Origin of the sequence: Tolypothrix campylonemoides VB511288_2, from assembly GCF_045999855.1 — a bacterium.
Taxonomy (GTDB): Bacteria; Cyanobacteriota; Cyanobacteriia; order Cyanobacteriales; family Nostocaceae; genus Scytonema; species Scytonema bouteillei_A.
Map to the genome: position 1 here is coordinate 253,381 of NZ_JBFPMW010000004.1, position 14,641 is coordinate 268,021.

Annotated in this window: 14 protein-coding genes; 8 read left to right on the forward strand and 6 right to left on the reverse strand. The window is 42.0% G+C overall.

The features are described 5' to 3' along the window. The first annotated feature begins 248 nt into the window (after positions 1-248). The 3 genes from AB0756_RS13835 (at position 249) to rpsU (ending at position 2,602) form a co-directional block, all read left to right on the forward strand. The gene (locus AB0756_RS13835; protein ID WP_038076614.1) at positions 249-1,601 is read left to right on the forward strand and encodes a hypothetical protein; all 1,353 of its coding nucleotides are present in this window, start codon (positions 249-251) and stop codon (positions 1,599-1,601) included. Between the two features lie 251 nt (positions 1,602-1,852). Continuing rightward, positions 1,853-2,146 carry an RNA recognition motif domain-containing protein gene (locus AB0756_RS13840; protein WP_038076734.1) on the forward strand — a complete coding sequence of 98 codons (294 nt, stop codon included), beginning with the start codon at positions 1,853-1,855 and terminating at the stop codon, positions 2,144-2,146. 246 nt (positions 2,147-2,392) lie between these two features. Further along, positions 2,393-2,602: a 30S ribosomal protein S21 gene (gene rpsU / locus AB0756_RS13845; protein ID WP_038076618.1), complete on the forward strand. Its 210-nt coding sequence runs from the start codon at positions 2,393-2,395 to the stop codon at positions 2,600-2,602. Positions 2,603-2,655: 53 nt separating this feature from the next. On the opposite strand, the gene AB0756_RS13850 is transcribed toward rpsU, so the two are convergent. Beyond that, a complete protein-coding gene (locus tag AB0756_RS13850) occupies positions 2,656-4,623 on the reverse strand; it encodes a heavy metal translocating P-type ATPase (RefSeq protein WP_038076619.1) in 1,968 nt (655 codons plus the stop codon). A gap of 121 nt (positions 4,624-4,744) precedes the next feature. Continuing rightward, positions 4,745-5,263: a DUF2721 domain-containing protein gene (locus AB0756_RS13855; protein ID WP_038076621.1), complete on the reverse strand. Its 519-nt coding sequence runs from the start codon at positions 5,261-5,263 to the stop codon at positions 4,745-4,747. 236 nt (positions 5,264-5,499) lie between these two features. Here AB0756_RS13855 and AB0756_RS13860 point away from each other — a divergent pair, with 236 nt between their 5' ends. The 3 genes from AB0756_RS13860 (at position 5,500) to AB0756_RS13870 (ending at position 8,763) form a co-directional block, all read left to right on the forward strand. Continuing rightward, positions 5,500-6,609, forward strand: coding sequence for a precorrin-8X methylmutase (locus tag AB0756_RS13860; RefSeq protein WP_038076624.1), 1,110 nt, complete (start codon positions 5,500-5,502; stop codon positions 6,607-6,609). Between the two features lie 130 nt (positions 6,610-6,739). Further along, positions 6,740-8,011, forward strand: a complete 1,272-nt coding sequence (gene codA / locus AB0756_RS13865; RefSeq protein WP_237266113.1) for a cytosine deaminase — start codon at positions 6,740-6,742, stop codon at positions 8,009-8,011. Between the two features lie 518 nt (positions 8,012-8,529). Next, positions 8,530-8,763, forward strand: a complete 234-nt coding sequence (locus AB0756_RS13870; RefSeq protein ID WP_038076629.1) for a Nif11-like leader peptide family natural product precursor — start codon at positions 8,530-8,532, stop codon at positions 8,761-8,763. Here the strand turns inward: AB0756_RS13870 and AB0756_RS13875 are convergent. Further along, positions 8,751-8,882: a hypothetical protein gene (locus tag AB0756_RS13875; RefSeq protein WP_272900288.1), complete on the reverse strand. Its 132-nt coding sequence runs from the start codon at positions 8,880-8,882 to the stop codon at positions 8,751-8,753. The two genes, AB0756_RS13870 and AB0756_RS13875, sit on opposite strands and share 13 nt — an antisense overlap. Before the next feature lie 224 nt (positions 8,883-9,106). Here AB0756_RS13875 and AB0756_RS13880 point away from each other — a divergent pair, with 224 nt between their 5' ends. Further along, on the forward strand, positions 9,107-9,229 hold the full coding sequence (locus tag AB0756_RS13880; RefSeq protein ID WP_272900287.1) for a hypothetical protein: 123 nt from the start codon (positions 9,107-9,109) through the stop codon (positions 9,227-9,229). Positions 9,230-9,911: 682 nt separating this feature from the next. Continuing rightward, a complete protein-coding gene (locus AB0756_RS13885) occupies positions 9,912-10,643 on the forward strand; it encodes an alpha/beta fold hydrolase (RefSeq protein ID WP_038076632.1) in 732 nt (243 codons plus the stop codon). A 65-nt stretch (positions 10,644-10,708) separates the two neighbouring features. Here the strand turns inward: AB0756_RS13885 and AB0756_RS13890 are convergent, their stop codons facing one another. The 3 genes from AB0756_RS13890 to AB0756_RS13900 all read right to left on the reverse strand — a co-directional run bounded on the left by AB0756_RS13890 (position 10,709) and on the right by AB0756_RS13900 (position 14,237). Then, the gene (locus AB0756_RS13890; RefSeq protein ID WP_038076634.1) at positions 10,709-11,482 is read right to left on the reverse strand and encodes a Uma2 family endonuclease; all 774 of its coding nucleotides are present in this window, start codon (positions 11,480-11,482) and stop codon (positions 10,709-10,711) included. A 668-nt stretch (positions 11,483-12,150) separates the two neighbouring features. Beyond that, a complete protein-coding gene (locus tag AB0756_RS13895; protein WP_038076635.1) occupies positions 12,151-13,173 on the reverse strand; it encodes an ABC transporter ATP-binding protein in 1,023 nt (340 codons plus the stop codon). After that, entirely contained in the window at positions 13,170-14,237 is a 1,068-nt protein-coding gene (locus tag AB0756_RS13900; RefSeq protein WP_038076637.1) for an iron ABC transporter permease, read from the reverse strand. The genes AB0756_RS13895 and AB0756_RS13900 overlap by 4 nt, the downstream gene beginning before the upstream one ends. Between the last annotated feature and the right edge of the window lie 404 nt (positions 14,238-14,641).

Genomic DNA, 14,641 nt, shown 5'->3' on the forward strand with positions numbered 1-14,641 from the left:
TGAAATTATGGAGGTTGATATGACAGACGGCATGATTTAATAGGCATCATCAATTCCAGATTAAAGTTAAGTCGTTAGTACTTGGTAGTTAGTCGATGGTAGTTAGTCGTTAGTTGATAGTCGTTAGTTGATAGTAGGAAAATGCTGATAAGTCAAAGTATTCACCACTAACCCCTAACCCCTAACCCCTAATCCCTAACCGCTAACCACTAACCACTAACAGCTAACCGCTACTATTTAAAATAGCCATGTCAGAAAAAGCTAGTACTTATCTCATACTTTCAGAACCATCAGAAGATCTAATAGTCAGCGAACAACCCTGGTCTATCGAAACCTACGCTGATGGCTTAATGGATGAACTCTTTGCTGAAATTGACGACATTTTGGATGGACAAGAAACCCTACCCAGCCAAACGGTTCAGCACGGCGGACATTTCCACCGCGTTCAAACAATTACAATACCGCAAATTGTCTTCCAAGACAGACAAATTCCACAGACACAGCCTATTCCTAAAGTAAGACACAACCCACTCAGTACTGTAGTTGTGGGTGCTACAGCGACAAACCAACCACCTCCCAAACCCAGCAAACAAAAATCCCGTTCCTTCCTCAGCAGCGTGCTGTGGTTGGGAGTTGGTGTAGGTGCTGCAATGGCATGTTTGGCTTGGCTCTCAAACTCTGGGTTAGTCAACCGTTTGGCTTCCACATCATTACAGAAAAATTTATTGCCACAGCAAGTTCAGCCAAAGTTACCAACAAAAGCACAAGTTGAAGAAGATTTGGTTCGCTATATGCTCGGTGCGCTGTCCGCGATCGACAGACAGGAAACAACACAGCACCTTAGATCTACTAAACCAGCAACAGTAGCGAGTGTTCCATCTAACCAAGCGAATATTGCTTATCAACCCCCTGCTGGTAATTTGCTAATACCTGCTGCTAATAACACTTCTCTAGCCCCCGGTCGCTCAACCACTGTTGTCGAACGACGAATTTACATTCCGGTGTACCAAGCACCACAACCCATGCGTTACGCACCTCCACCCATGCTCGCCAATTTGAGAGCTTTGCCCCAAGTGCCAGTTGCAGCATCTCCTAAAAAGAATTTAGGTTATACTTCTAAACTCGCACCCGTGAAAACAGCTGCAATCAAAACGCAGCTAGCTACCAAGCCCATGACTGTCACTGCTCTTGCTGCTGTACGCAATGATATTAAACCTGTAGCAATGCAAACAAAGCCAGTTACAGTATATCCAGTTTCAAAGGCTGCTTTACCCATATTATCTGTCACTTCCTCTAACTCTGCACCACCAAAATCACCGACAGCAACAGCACCCACATCGACTACTCCAATTGCAGAGCAAGAAATTGTAGCAACTGTCTCGGCTCCAAATCGTCCTGTGAGCGCTCATACCTTGGAAGGTTTGATGGAATTAGGCAACAAATCTGCTGCTTTATTTAAAATTAACGGTGTGACTAAACGCGTTGAAGTCGGTGAAGCAATCGGTTATAGTGGTTGGACACTTGTGGAAGTCACTAATGGAGAAGCTGTGATTCGCCGTAACGGTGAAGTTCGCTCAATTTATGCCGGACAAACATTCTAGTGTTGTCATGAAACAGAGAAAGGACGATCCCCCAAACATTTTGAGAGGATGTTGGGTTTGGGGGGTCTGATTTTTGCTCTGATTTTAGCACTCAATGTAACCCTTGTCAGTTTTAGTTATGCTAGGCTAATAAGTGAGTGCCATTTCGGTTGCAATGTTTGTTATTAGAATTTACAGGCTTCGCCTTCTCGACTTTACAGCCTTGTCTCCGAAATATTGCTCTCTACAACTTGATGATTTTGGAGACAATCATGTCAATTTATGTAGGCAACCTTTCCTACGAAGTTACACCAGATGACTTGAGAGAGGTGTTTGCAGAATACGGAACAGTCAAAGACGTTCAGATTCCTACCGATCGCGAAACCGGTCGGCGACGTGGCTTTGGTTTTGTAGAAATGTCAAGCGAAGCTGAAGAAACAGCAGCCATCGAAGGTCTAGACGGCGCTGAATGGATGGGACGTGACCTGAAAGTTAATAAAGCTCGACCACGTGAAGATAAGAAACCTTTCGGTGGTAACCGGAACAACTTCCGCAACCGTTATTAAATAATAACTAGTGACCAGTAATCAGTGACCAGTGACCAGTGATTGGTGAATAATGAATTAACTTCTTTTTTTCATTAAATATAATAATGGTGGAATTACTGTATACGTGACTGGTCATAAAAAATTTTATTATTATAGATTGGGGCTGAGGGGGTCAACTCAACACCAACTTAGCTCTAAGATCTGGCGAACTAAGTAACTCGCCACACACAAACCGCGCAGTTAGACAATGGTACAGGAGAACCAATGACTCAAGTCATCTTGGGAGAAACGGAAGGGATCGATTCAGCCCTACGTCGTTTTAAACGGCAAGTTTCTAAAGCAGGAATTTTGCCGGATTTACGCAAAAAGAGACATTTTGAAACACCTATCGAAAAGCGGAGACGCAAAGCTGAAGCTTTACGCAATCAACGCCGTCGGCGTCATCGCTACCAATCTAGTAGTAAAGAAACTTAAGTTCAGAATTATGAATTATGAATGATAAAATTTCATAATTCATAATTCATAATTCATAATTTTCTCAGCAACCGCAGACCACTTAAGGTAACAATTACAGTAGACCCTTCATGTCCGATCACGCCCGTGGGTAAGTTGATGCTTCCCACAAAGTTAGCAATTAAGAGCAAAGCAATGGAAGTTAGAGCGATCGCAATATTCTGTCTGACGATGACCTGCGCTCTTTTACCCAAACGGATTGCGACTTCAATCTTCTCCAACTTATCTGCCATCAAGACAATATCTGCGGTTTCTAAAGCTACATCTGTACCTACTTTTCCCATGGCAATACCTACAGATGCTTGAGCTAGGGCTGGTGCATCATTGATGCCATCCCCTACCATTGCTACTGTTTGATACTCTTGTTGCAGACGGCGAATAATGTGAAGCTTATCTTCAGGGAGTAATTCTGCATGGATTTGGTCAAGTCCAACTGCTTGAGCAACACTGCGTGCAGTTGCTTCGTTGTCGCCAGTTAACATGACGATTTGTTCAACTCCCAGCTTTTTCAAACGGGAAATTGCTATTGCTGCATCCAACCTGACTTCATCTGCAATTGCGATCGCACCAATAATGTTAGGTTGGGAGGAAGTCGGGGAAACACTTATCTGAGAAACTGTTGCTACCCAAACAACAGTGTTTCCCTTTTCCTCTAAGATGCGAGCTAATTGTTTCAATTCATTGGGTAACTCAGATACATACTGATGTATAAAATTTTCTTTACCCACTATGACTTGAGATTCCAACTCATTTCCACTTGAGGGTTCCACTCTTCCCTCTATTCCCTGTCCGGGAATAGCTCTTACCTCAATTGCACGTATCCAATCTAACTCTTTTGCTGCTAGAACGATCGCTCTGCCAATAGGATGTTCCGAATATGCTTCTACAGAAGCAGCTATTTTTAATACATCCAATTCCGAGTATCCACTAGCAGGAATAACCCGAGAAACTTGTACTTGTCCTGTTGTCAGCGTACCAGTTTTGTCAAAAGCGATGGCTTTGACTTTAGCGATCGTTTCTAATTGAGCACCATTTTTAAACAAAATCCCCTGTCTTGCACCATGAGCGATTCCAGAAAGTAAAGTAGGCATAATTGCTGCCATCAATGCACAAGGAGAAGCGACAACGAGGAAAGTCAGAGCACGATAAATTGTAACTTCCCAATTCCAGCCCCAGATAAAGGGTGGCAAAATAGCTAGCAACAATCCAGCGATAACAATCAACTTTGCATATCCCCGTTCAAATCGCTCGACAAACTGTTGGGATGGAGGGGCTGAATCTTGTGCTTGTTCTACCAAACGAATCACGCGTTGAATTAAACTACTTTCAGGTGGTTGGTGGACTTGGAGTTTCAGCGCACCATAGCCGTTGAGCGTACCTGCAAAGACTTCATCTCCTACTGTTTTCTCTATAGGTATAGACTCTCCCGTAATAGCTGCTTGATTGAGAGTACTGTAACCAGAAACAATCATTGCGTCAGTCGGAACAATCTCTCCTGGTTTGACAATAATTTCATCTCCCACCTTAAGTTGGCTGATGGAAACCACTTCTTCTTTGCCAAAACGCAAAACAGTTGCTGTGTCTTGCGTGAGCTTCATCAAACTTTGAATGCTTCGTTCTGTTCGGCGCATAGCATAGCTTTCCAAAGCACCACTAATGGCAAAAATCAGGATTAAGACAGCGCCATCAATAATTAAGTGGTACTCTCTTTGCCACAATCCCAGAGCAGCAGCCCCTAATGCTGCCACAATCATCAGTAAATCGACATCTAGTTCCTTCTCTTTAACAAGAGTTGTCAGTCCTTCCTTCGCACTTTCATAACCACCAATGACATATGCTGCAGGTAACAGCAACAACGCCCATCCCAAAAAGCCGAGATGCAGGGCGAACCATCCGAAAAGTAATAAGACTCCGCAAAAGATTGCAGGTAGGGTATCTGCGTGTTCCCTGGTGAGTTCGGTTAAACGCTGTTGGTAAAGCATGAGAGTGAAATCCACATATACTCTCTCACGCTAAACCTTAACATTAATGTCAATGTCAACCCTTCTACAGGTAATTAGACAAAAAACTTCCTGTCCCCCTTATCTCCCCTGTCCCTCAAATTCATTCCTTAGCTGAATAGCTCGAATCCCAATTCATTGAATTACACAGTGCTGAAATTCTTTTGACTTCGTAACAAACCGCTTTATGGGAAATACGAATTTCTATAGCAATCAACAATAACCCCAAAATGAGAACTAAAATACCAGAGAAAAACAGTATGACAGCGCTTGATGCAAACCATTGAGAACTGAGAGACACAGATATAGCGATCGCAACCATTGTCAAGAGAAAAATCATGACTGAAGCGTGAATAATCAGCGCTGTATATTGTAGCAATCGATATCGGTGACCTAAAGTTGGTAATTGAATATCAATTTCTTGCAAGCGCTCGCGTCCCAGGAAATCTTCAAATGCATTTTTTTGCAACAATTCCAGGCGCTCGTGTGCCAACGAACTTAAACGACTCCCAATGGTATTGTACTGTCCTATGATTCCATTAAGGATAATCGCGCAAGCTGTAATCAGTACCGTAGGAGCAATGATGGTTTGAATGATACGAGCGGTAGTTTCAGCAGACATAAAATATCAATATTACGTTGAATTTCAACTATACAAAAGCGATAGTAACCTGGAAAGAGCTACAATAAAGTTAAAAACCTCTGTCTCTACTTACAAATCTGTGAAGGCGTAAACCCTTTAAGGTAGGTTTGATTGACCGCTATCTTTCCGGTTGAAGAGATTGGCTCACTTGTGAGTAGATCTGAGTAGACTTTATCGAGCGGTGACATTCGCGTGCAAAACTTGCTACCGCAAATATGAAAACATCTTGTTTAACCATTAAAGAACTGACCGATGCAGTTGGTGGCAAAATCACTCCACGGATGGTACGTCACTATCATCAATTGGGATTATTGCCACAACCAAAGCGTTCTTCGAGCAATTATCGTCTTTACACGGATAAAGATGTTATCAGACTGCAACGCATTGTAGCACTCAAGCAGCAAGGATTCCAACTCAACCACATCCGTCACATTTTGGAAGTGGAACCAGAAATGGACATGACTGCTAGCTTTATGGCGCAACTCCAGCAGCAATATCAGTCAGTGATGCAACAAATTTCTCAACTGCGACAAACGGCGTCTGCATTGGAGGGACTATTGGGACGCGATCGCAATTGCCAAATTATGCAAGCTGAGGTTTTAGCACAACTAAAGTTACTGGAGGTGGAAACAAAGACGGGCTTGTCTGGACTCGAAAAACTTTGGAGTGGATTAGATGCTCGGGTTCATGCTCATCCGGAAGCTTTTCAAGAATCGCTACAACACTTACTCCCCGATCTGTCCAACAGATCTGAAATAGAACAAGACTTAATTTCTAAACTTATTTTAGCTTGCGGAGATGTTAGCTTGGCATCATTTGTGAGGTTGAATCAACAAGCCATCGCGTCTAGCCGTGATGCCTTAAAGTGTGGCTGTAAAATTGTTGTAGATATCCCAACAGTAGCTGCTGCTTTGGATAAAACACGCTTAGTGCATTTGGGTTGTGACGTTGAAATACTTATCGATAATGCTCATGTGACCTCTGCAATAGAGGCGGAGAAAGAATTTTGGCAACACCAGAAATGGCAAGAAAAATTACTGCAAGTGTCTGATGGTTGCATCATTGTAGTTGGTTACGCCCCCAGTGTACTCTTATCTGTTTGTGAAGCTATACAAAAGCAGAAAATTCACCCTGCCTCAGTCATCGGTATGCCCATTGGTTTTAGTCACGCTCCAGCGGCTAAAAGGCAATTGATGCAATTATCTGTGGGTGCGATCGCTATTGAAGGGACATTAGGAGGTGGTTTGTTAGCTGCGACTGCTTTAAATGCTTTGGTTGAGTCACTTATTGAAAAACCACACTGTCATTGTTATCTAAGTTCTTGATAAGAAAAACCGAACATAAACGCCAAGAAAAAAATCCAAAGACACTGCTTTGGATAGCGAGTCTATACTGGAAGCGGAACTTCTTGTAAAGGCATTGCCAAGCTCAGCCTGGGAACGAAGTAAATAACAAATGACACGCTTACCAATGACAAACAAAACTTACGATTTATTAGTGCGTCGCTGTAAATTAGTTGGGTTAGCTGAAGAACTCGTCGATATTGGGATTAAAGACGGTCACATTAGCGCGATCGCATCTCATCTAAGCGGTTCGGCGCAAGTAGAACTTGATGCTCTTGAGCAAATGACTTCACCTCCATTTGTAGAGTCCCACATTCATTTAGACTCAGTACTGACTGCAGGGGAACCGCGTTGGAATGAAAGCGGTACTTTATTTGAAGGTATCCAAATTTGGGGAGAACGCAAGCAAAATCTTTCCTTAGAAGATGTTAAAACTCGTGCAGTTGCCATGCTCAAACAACAAGCAGCACGGGGAATTTTATATGTCCGTACTCATGCTGATGTTAGCGAACCACAACTGATTGCCCTACAAGCGCTTTTAGAAGTCAGAGAGGAAGTCAAAGATTGGATGACTCTACAGGTAGTGGCATTTCCCCAAGATGGCATTTATTCCAAACCAGAAAACGAAGCCCTTTTGGAAGAGGCTTTAAAAATGGGTGCTGATGCTGTTGGTGGAATACCTCATTATGAACTCACGCGAGAAGACGGAGTGCGATCGGTAAATCGTATATTTGAGTTAGCGCAGCAGTACGATCGCTTGATTGACATTCACTGTGATGAAATTGATGATGACCAATCGAGATTTTTAGAAGTTGTTGCTGCTTGTGCCATTCGCACAGGCATAGGTGCGCGAGTTACCGCCAGCCATACAACAGCTTTTGGTTCTTACAACAATGCCTATGCTTTCAAATTAATGGGTTTTCTCCAACAAGCCCAAATAAACTTTATTGCCAACCCCCTCATTAATATTACACTCCAAGGTCGAACTGATACCTATCCAAAACGGAGAGGAGTCACCAGAGTGAAAGAACTTTGGCAGCAAAAGCTTAACGTCAGTTTTGGACATGATTGCGTTCAAGACCCTTGGTACAGCTTGGGTACGGGTAGTATGTTGGATGTGGCTCACATGGGGGTACATGTTTGTCAAATGACAGGAGCGCCTGAAATTAATGCTTGTTACGATATGGTTACTGTAAATGGAGCAAAAACACTCCACTTAGAAAGTGAGTATGGGATAGAAGTTGGCAAAAAAGCTTCACTGATAGTTTTAGAGGCTAGCGATCGTTATGATGCTATTCGCTGTCGCTCTTTTCCTCGCTATGTTATTTCTAAAGGAAAATTATTATCTCGTACAACACCCGCAGTCACGGAGTGGATGGAGTAAAAATAGTAACTAGCAGAACCCTTGGACTTCCACATACTGCAATGATGGCAAAGTTCGTGGTAGTGGATCTCGAGCACTGTGAGGAGCGATCGCTCTAGGGGCAAGAGGTCAGTCGAGTTTTTGCACTTTTAAGATGCTCCTTGTTAGAATTAGCGAAAATGTTTTCAACTCAGGCACAGTCAATGACAGCTTTAGAGGAACATGACCTAAGCAAGAAAGAACTTATAGTCTAAAATTGAAGTAATAAAAGCTCGTTAGTGTTTTTGCTTCCAAATAACAGCCAACGCCTCCTACCGAAAATAGGTGAACTTTTGTCACACATCGATCGTACATTCTCTTTTTTGGTTAAAGATGAAAGTACACGTATAAGCTAGTCGTTCAATTCAAGTGACGACTCCACACACTTTTGTTTCGGAGTAAGTGGGGGGCTTTTGACGGGTTAGCTAAAATTTGCCGAAACAAAAAACGCTAAATTAATTACACGGAAATCTGAAATTGAAACCAGGGGATGGACTGTCATGTCACAGAACAATGCAACCCGATTTTTAAGTATCGTCAAACAAGATCGAGCGTTAAAGGAAAGAATCAAAGCCGCATCTGAGCCAGCAGTTTTTATTAAAATTGCTAAAGAGCGTGGCTATGACTTCACAGTGGAAGAATTGGAAAATGAGCTAAGCAAGTTGTCTGAAGAAGAGTTGGCTGCGATCGTCAATCCAGGAATAGCACCCAGACAGCACATTTATCCCAGGTAATTTTTAGTATAGGTTGGCGATCGCCTAATTCTTGCTACTTGTGCTGATAGCGCAAAGGTGTTGCTACTTTGTGATTGCACTTCAATAGTCAGGCGATCGCCCTTTTGCACTACTTTCAACCTAATTTACGGTCAAACTTCTAAATTTAGAACTTGTTCTAGAGTGTCATAACCCATTGCGGAATACTGAGGAAGGTTTTGACACAACTAACTGCTAACTCAACGCAAGAATAGCTCAGCATGAGGAAATATTAATGAAAATATCTTTCATTAATAGAGATTTTATAGTAAACTGTCACTTATAGTTGTTGAATAAAATTCTCAAGAAAGGTATTTTAAGTAAAATGGCAATTGTTTCTACGAGTTTGCTGTCCGTGAAGCATGGCTTTGCTGGCACTCCTTGGTGGGCTGGCAATTTTCGCTCAGTCAACCGCTCAGCCAACCTAACGGGTAAATTATTAAATTGACCATGAGCTTATCGATTGACAGTAGTGCTTCTTATCAAAAGCAAACGCAAATAACTACGCAATTCACTTTAGTGGAAGTAGTTTTTGGAGTGCTAGAGACTCTCCGAACTACCCAAAGATAGAGCCAATTTACCGGAGGCTTTTTGATTGATGAAATTGGTAGAGCTATCTTTGCCTATCTAGTGTTGAATAGGCTGAATACTTTAGCTGCAAGCTAATACTTCAATTTAATTGAAGATGCAGCACACAGCGCTTTGCCTTTCAATGAAGTACACCTTCTCCAACCCTCCCCGTGGCAAGGCGAAGGTGTACGTTTAGCTCTTGATGAAGATAATCACTCTAACATGACAGACCAGCGCATTAAAGTTTGCTCAGTCAACTGAAGAAAGAGTGTGGTGTGTCATGGATAGTGGTTAGTAGTGAGTGGTGAGTCCAAAGAAAGTAGGTAGTGAGACCAGTGCTGATAGCACGTGGCACCCTCATTGCCATAGGAGCGTTTTTCTCCTGTGCCCAACTGGCGTATAGTCCTGCGGGCAAAGCTTCGCATCGCGTAGTGTATCCGAAGGGCATAGGACATAGGGGACACAGGAGATACCTGAAGGGTCAGTGGTTAGTGGAAGAACGAGCAATCAACAACTAACCACTCACAATTCTTGTGATAATTTACTTGCAGGCAAATCTCATGTTTCAATCGCCCGATGTCGTTTGGTTAAATACAAGCCCTAGTTTGCAATGCTTTTCTCAGCCACTGCTATCTTATTTGTCACATCACATGACAATTGCTAGTTGGGATTACTCTCAAACTGAGGACGAAGCAAGCCCACTTTCATTTGCAGTGATGTTGTTGCATGATTATCTCCAATCTTGCACTCAACCCGTACATCTGATCGGTCATAGTACGGGAGGATTGTTAGGACTGTTTTATGCAGATCGATATCCTGAAAAAGTAAAATCTCTCACTCTATTGGCTGTAGGCGTTGATGCAGCTGTTAATTGGCACGTTCATTACTATGCTCATCTCCCATTCTCTAGTCGCCAGCAAATTCTTAGATCCATGGCTTACAACTTGTTTGGATATCATGCAGAATTTACCAATAAACGTCTAACACAAATACTAAGGCAAGATTTGAATTCCTCTCTTTCACCACACTCGCTATTTCAAAGACTTTGTGTTCCTCGGAGTTCTGTTCCTGTTCCTTTAATGGTCTGTGGAAGTTTAGACGACATCGTTGTAGAAATCGACGATCTGTGTGGATGGCAACTTTATTTGAAAGAGGGCGATCGCTTGTGGAAATGCCCAGAAGGAAAGCATTTCTTTCATTTCTTTCAACCTCAGCTTGTGGCAGAGCAAGTTCTCCATTTTTGGAAATCTTTACACCTATCAAATTCAGTGTCTAGCAGTTTAAAGATATAGAATCTAATGACACTGCATCGTTTTGGTTAATCCCCATACTTTAAGGTAGGGGATTTGAATGATCTTTAATCTGTGGGCAAATTATTTGGATCGATACCTTGAGATTGCAAATAAGCAAGCAGCCGTTCTTTTTGCTGACGCTCTTGTTCGGCGCGTTGACGCTCTTGTTCGGCGCGTTGACGCTCTTGTTCAATCACTTCCACTGCCCAAGGTAACAAATTACCTGTCCGATCCCACCACCGCAACCAATATCCAGTTCTGGCTTCTTTTGTTCCTTGCCACGTCCCTAAGTATAAACCTACTGAATCAATCCAATGACGACCATTTTCATCTGGTTGCTTTAATTCGTAGCGTCTATTTTCCAGTTGATAAAATTCTAACAACCCACCATCTGGATCAAAAATAACATACACAGGTACTTGTAAAATTTGCTCGTAAAAAAACCATTTTCCTGGTGGATAGGTTCGCTTTACCGAATACTCTTCTCCCTGCTCCTCAGATAAAAATTCCATGACGACTGCAGGTATATCCCCCTCTAAATTGGGTGTATAGCTTCTGCGTTCTCCTATCACTTGGTTGACAGAGGGAACATAAACCCAATCTGGCGCTTTCACAATCAATTGCCCGTTCACCGTCGCGCACAGACCAAAATTGGACGCAATTAACATTTGAGGTTGGATGAAATCACCGATTTCTAAACTTTCACGTAATGCACCAGCCAACAATGGCTGACCTGTGTTTTCCACTGGTTCATCCTCTAATTGAAAATCTTTGGGCAAGGCTTCCCACGATATGACCAGTTCATAAGCTAATTTGGTTTCACCAAGTTGGGTTACCATACACACCGCCTTTGGTCTGTTTGTTTCTATTTTATCTTTAGTTAGTTTTTGATGCCTACCCTAAATGTCTTTGGTTATTAATTCATGTACTGAAGCGATCGCGCTCTTGCTCTTTACCCTTCAATACTTTAGTACGTGAAGGCAGAAGTATGCTTATTAGATGGCAGAAGGAGCAAAAGCTCTTATTGTAAACTTTTTACCTGTAACTAATAGTTGCCTTATTTCCACCGATCTGTACTAGTATATCTGCCTAGTTTAATTATTTTGCTCGAGTTAGTTGACATAGATTTTCATTAGTGTTTGAATAAATTAAAGGAAAAAGTGTAAAAAGATGTTTGTAAAGCATCTTTGTAAATCCTACTGTTGAACTGTAGTTACGATGTTGCATCAAATTCCTGTGTAGGTTGTGAGTATTTCACCAATGACTATCGATTGAAATGTCCGGTACATCCTAAAAAAGCTTGTTCGCCTGAAGCAATCGGCTGTATCGACTTTGAAATGAAAACTGCTTGCTGTAATGCTGCTCGAAAAGGTCGGCGAAAGCTCTATTAGAATTCTGTCCGAGCAATTCTCGTGGAAGAGCGCAATTAATAATTTAAAGTAAAGTGTTTCTAGGATTGTGGTTGAAGGTAAGTGTATAACTAAGCCTCTAACTAAAGTAGAGATCTTTACATTGGAAAAAGTTGATTCAAGAATTGAATAAGTTTTTGTACCTCATAGTACAAGAACATTTCGCGATCGCGTATGACCTGCCAAACAACTTGTTTTTGAGTGGGTATCACTTCTATGCAAATGGGAGAGGATTTGCTCTCAGTCTGAACGAGAAATCCCACTCGTTGCAAGGCGCGTTGTGTCCATAAAGCTTCTACTCCCTCACCTATTAAATCGACCGTACCACGCACTGGTGAATTGAGATGAAACTCTCCAGAAGCAATATCAAATTCCACTCCTTCAGTGCGGAAAGTTTCGGCAAACGCACCGCTCAAAACCAAATCTTCCGGTGCGCCAACGTGCAAAGTTCCATTACTAGCAAGCAACCAAACTTTATCTGCTAAGCGTAAAGCGAGATTGAGATCGTGGGTGGATAAAAGAATTGCTTGGTGATTTTGCCAAGCAATTTGGCGCAGCAATTGCATAATTTCCACACGTCTGGGCAAATCTAAAAATGCTGTAGGTTCATCGAGTAGCATGACAACAGGTGATTGTGCTAAGGCTCGTGCGATCGCAATTTTTTGCCGTTCCCCGTCACTGAGTTCGCTAACATGACGTTGGGATAAATGTGTTGCACCTACAGATTCTATTGCCCAATTAACAATGGTTTCGTCTTGCGGTGTTAGCTTTCCCCACCAATCAGTATAAGGATAGCGTCCTAAAGCTACAAAGGTTTCAGATGATAGCATTCCTACATCTATCTTATCTGTCAGTACCAAGCTGAGACGTTTTGCTAATTCTTGCGGTGGTAATTTATAAACATTTTCTCCAAGCAATCGCACTTCCCCTTGAATAGGAGGTTGCATTCCCGCAAGTGTTCGCAGTAAGGTTGACTTACCCGCTCCATTAGGACCGAGCAAACAAACGAGTTCTCCTGTTTGAAGCGACACCGAAATATTAGATGCAACGTTTCGGAAAGTTCTTCGCGATGTTCTGTAACCAATAGTCAGGTTGTGAGTTGTGAGAATGGCATCACTCATGTGGGAAAAGATTTTTGCGAGTTGCGTTTGAGAATGACCCAGGTGACTACAGGCGTTCCTATTAAAGCAGTAATCGCATTTAATGGTAAAACTGTTTGACTTCCTGGAAGTTGGGAAATCAAATCTGCAATTAATGCTAGAATAGCACCCATTATTGTGACTGCTGGAATTAATACGCGATGATCTGAAGTGTTAAATAGACTGCGACATAGATGGGGAATTGCGACACCTAAGAAGGCGATGGGACCGCAAAAAGCAGTTATTGCTCCAGCTAAGACAGATGCACTAGTAATAATTGAAAATCTGGCTTTTTGTACTGTTAAGCCCATACTACGCGCATAGGATTCACCAAGTAACAGTGCATTGAGTGGTTTTGACAGCAAGAACGCCATCAATAAACCCAAAAGGATGACAGGAGCTAAAATAATCATTTGTGTCCAAGTCACACCCGCAAAACTTCCAAAAGTCCACATGAGGTAAGTTTGAATTCGTTCTTGGGAGCTAAAATTGAGTAAGATACTTACAATAGCGCTGGTAGCGTAGCCAAATAATAAACCTAAAATCAATAGTGTCATTGTATCGCGGACTCGGCGAGCAACAATTAACATTATCCCTAAAACTGATGCTGCACCAAGACTGGCTGATATAGCTAAACCAAAGTCACCAATTATGCCTAAATCTTTTAATAACGTTGGCGTCCCTGTAGCGGTAGCTGTGAGGACAACTAATGCGACTCCCAGACTTGCTCCAGAACTAATTCCCAGAACGAAGGGTCCGGCTAAGGGGTTTCTAAATAAGGTTTGCATTTGCAAGCCACTGATTCCTAATGCTGCACCTGCAAGAGTTGCAGTGAATGCTTTAGGTAAGCGAAATTGGAGAATGATGTTAGTCCAAGTGTTTTTTTCTGATTGCTGTTCTAGTAGGATTTTGATGATTTGATTGAGAGGGATTTGAACTGAACCAAGGGCTATGTCGAGTAGAAAGGCGAGAATGAGGATGAGGAGTAATGTGGAGAAAAGAAGCAGTCGTATGGGGAGATTTTTGGAGGTTTTTAAAAATATCATTTTAATTATTTACAATCAGACTCTAGACTTAAGCTGCTAGCATGAGTACGGAAAAGGCGAAGTCTGAATTGATTATTACATCAATTTTGCTAGAAGTACGGCGTATCTTTAATTATCAACCGGGCTACTTCTCAGCTAATACTGAGGATAAGGAGCAATGGGGATTCGTTCCTATGTCATTAATTTCTAACTCCTAATATAGCAATCCTATTTGAGATCCGAACAAGGAGAGCAACGGAGAAAAGGGAGAGGTGTTTGTAAATCCTACACGGGCTCCTACATCTACATTATTGAGTAAAGATTATCTTATTGACAATAATTACTAATTTATATAAATTGATTTAGTACAATAAAGTTATCTTTAGTCGAAAAATATTTGCAATTTTGAGAAATTTGATTTTTGC

Excerpts from the sequence above, each read along its gene's own strand:
- AB0756_RS13870 (WP_038076629.1), top strand. The coding sequence starts at position 8,530 with ATGTCACAGAACAATGCAACCCGATTTTTAAGTATCGTCAAACAAGAT.
- AB0756_RS13835 (WP_038076614.1), top strand. The coding sequence starts at position 249 with ATGTCAGAAAAAGCTAGTACTTATCTCATACTTTCAGAACCATCAGAA.
- AB0756_RS13885 (WP_038076632.1), top strand. The coding sequence starts at position 9,912 with ATGTTTCAATCGCCCGATGTCGTTTGGTTAAATACAAGCCCTAGTTTG.
- AB0756_RS13860 (WP_038076624.1), top strand. The coding sequence starts at position 5,500 with ATGAAAACATCTTGTTTAACCATTAAAGAACTGACCGATGCAGTTGGT.
- rpsU (WP_038076618.1), top strand. The coding sequence starts at position 2,393 with ATGACTCAAGTCATCTTGGGAGAAACGGAAGGGATCGATTCAGCCCTA.
- AB0756_RS13840 (WP_038076734.1), top strand. The coding sequence starts at position 1,853 with ATGTCAATTTATGTAGGCAACCTTTCCTACGAAGTTACACCAGATGAC.
- AB0756_RS13895 (WP_038076635.1), bottom strand. The coding sequence starts at position 13,173 with ATGAGTGATGCCATTCTCACAACTCACAACCTGACTATTGGTTACAGA.
- AB0756_RS13855 (WP_038076621.1), bottom strand. The coding sequence starts at position 5,263 with ATGTCTGCTGAAACTACCGCTCGTATCATTCAAACCATCATTGCTCCT.
- AB0756_RS13850 (WP_038076619.1), bottom strand. The coding sequence starts at position 4,623 with ATGCTTTACCAACAGCGTTTAACCGAACTCACCAGGGAACACGCAGAT.
- codA (WP_237266113.1), top strand. The coding sequence starts at position 6,740 with ATGACACGCTTACCAATGACAAACAAAACTTACGATTTATTAGTGCGT.
- AB0756_RS13880 (WP_272900287.1), top strand. The coding sequence starts at position 9,107 with ATGGCAATTGTTTCTACGAGTTTGCTGTCCGTGAAGCATGGCTTTGCT.
- AB0756_RS13900 (WP_038076637.1), bottom strand. The coding sequence starts at position 14,237 with ATGATATTTTTAAAAACCTCCAAAAATCTCCCCATACGACTGCTTCTT.
- AB0756_RS13890 (WP_038076634.1), bottom strand. The coding sequence starts at position 11,482 with ATGGTAACCCAACTTGGTGAAACCAAATTAGCTTATGAACTGGTCATA.